This is a genomic window from Vibrio sp. Vb0888 (genome assembly GCF_033338835.1).
In the GTDB taxonomy this organism is placed as follows: Bacteria; Pseudomonadota; Gammaproteobacteria; order Enterobacterales; family Vibrionaceae; genus Vibrio; species Vibrio alginolyticus.
In genome coordinates this window covers 1-1660 of record NZ_JAWOTL010000081.1, presented here as the reverse complement: position 1 = coordinate 1660, position 1660 = coordinate 1, and the positions used below count along the sequence as shown (strand labels likewise).

Sequence of the window (1660 nt, the reverse complement as noted above, 5' to 3'; positions counted from 1 at the left end):
CAAGAACGAACATCAGGATTGGACCGACGATCCAGTTCATAACCAGAGACAGCGTGATGGCCTTTTTATCTCTCGTTACCGTTCCCAATAGACCGTAGTTCACCTTGGCGAGTGGTGGGTACATCATCAAAATCAAACCAATGGCGAGCGGTACGTTCGTACTACCAACGGACATCGCTTCGTTCCATTCTGCTACTTGCGGGTAGACTGCGCCTATCCCCACGCCGATGGCCATTGCGACAAAAATCCAGACCGTTAAGTAGCGGTCAAGAAAGCTCATTTTTTCACTGGCACTATTTAAAACTTCAGTCGTCATAGTGGTCTCTATTCGTTTATCGTCGAAAGGCGATGTATTAAGTTATAGTTTATCTTTGCGCGCGTGGAAAGCGCGCAACGTGTCTTAGCTAAATAAACCGGAAAACTGAGCGTTAAATGCGTTCAGTTTTTCACGTTGAATACGGTAACAAACCTTTGGCGGGTTGGGTTCTGCACTGATAAACCCGGCCTGTTTTAGAATGCGTAAGTGTTCTGATACAGTCGATTGCGCTAAACCTAACTCAGAGACTAAATCGCTATTTAAGCAGCCGCCCATGGTGTCTAAAGTGTGAAGAATATGCAGAATGCGTAAGCGAGCAGGATGAGACAGCGCTTTCGCTTGAGCGGCGAGAGCTTGTTCTTTATCGAGTTGTTGTTGCGTGGTTTCAAAAGCAATTTGGCACGTTTCGTTGCATTTGTTGCTCATGAGCAGACCTTTATAGTTAATCGTCGAATTGCGATTAAGTGTACGTGTGCTTTTTCTAAGGCGCAACTGTTGAAAGGAGAATTGAAGATAAGCGACGTCAAAAAATGGGAAGGGATGATGTCCCGCAAATATTTGGTGGACTAACAAAGAATTCGGTCAAATGGCAGCAAGTAAAAAAGCAGAACTTAAAGATACGACGAATTGGGGGTGTGGTATCAGGAGCTAAGTTCTGCTTGGGGGTTAGGTTGTGAGCAATTTTCTATATTTCCTGCGAGCCAAATCAGTATGGTGAAAAAAGGGGAGGTAAAAAAGAGAGTAGATTTCTTCGCTTTATTCCTGATAAGACCAAATAGGTGGGTTTTTCCTACAATATAGGGACGAAATGCTAGTAAAAGGGGAACAAAGTGTTTGGAAGTTTTCTTATTTTATTGCCGCCAAGTTCAGTAAAATACGCCTATTCAATGACCTCCTAGAGTTAAGGTACGTGCGGTGTCTGATCTCAACGTATTTCGTTATTACCAACGCTTGCTCTCTTTTGGTGTTGGTAATGAAGCAAAAACCACGCTGCAAGAAATCGCCGATTTGTTGTTTACTTCGCCTCGTCATGCGCGCAGTTTGCTGGCGCAGATGCAAGAGATAGCGTGGTTAAGTTGGCGACCAAAACCGGGACGGAACCAACGTTCAACATTGTTGTTAAACGTTGAACTCAGCGCGCTAAAAGAAAGCCTTGCACTAGAGCGGATCAAGCTTGGTAAGTACGAGAAAGCGCTGTCGATTCTGGATGAAGATGAAGCTGCATTTGGGCGACTCCTCAAAACAACGTCGGGTGCATCGGTAAAAGAGGGGCGGCTCAATATTCAGCTGACCTACAAACGCATGTTCGAGCGTGTTGTTCCTCATCAATTGCAGCGAAGCAGT

Annotated in this window: 3 protein-coding genes; 1 reads left to right on the top strand and 2 read right to left on the bottom strand. The window is 45.0% G+C overall.

Translation table 11 applies throughout. The features are described from left to right. A partial coding sequence (locus tag R7P72_RS23980) for an arsenic resistance protein (RefSeq protein WP_411912900.1) occupies positions 1-316 on the bottom strand: 316 nt, incomplete at its 3' end. Between the two features lie 84 nt (positions 317-400). Then, positions 401-742 (bottom strand): ArsR/SmtB family transcription factor, encoded by a 342-nt coding sequence (locus tag R7P72_RS23975; RefSeq protein ID WP_005482591.1) that lies wholly within the window; start codon positions 740-742, stop codon positions 401-403. A gap of 489 nt (positions 743-1231) precedes the next feature. On the opposite strand from R7P72_RS23975, the gene R7P72_RS23970 reads away from it, so the two are divergent. After that, the coding region (locus tag R7P72_RS23970) for an SgrR family transcriptional regulator (RefSeq protein WP_318110821.1) at positions 1232-1660 on the top strand (429 nt) is incomplete at its 3' end.

What these genes read in the sequence shown, in the direction of transcription:
- R7P72_RS23975 (WP_005482591.1), bottom strand. Translation starts at nt 742, where the DNA reads ATGAGCAACAAATGCAACGAAACGTGCCAAATTGCTTTTGAAACCACG.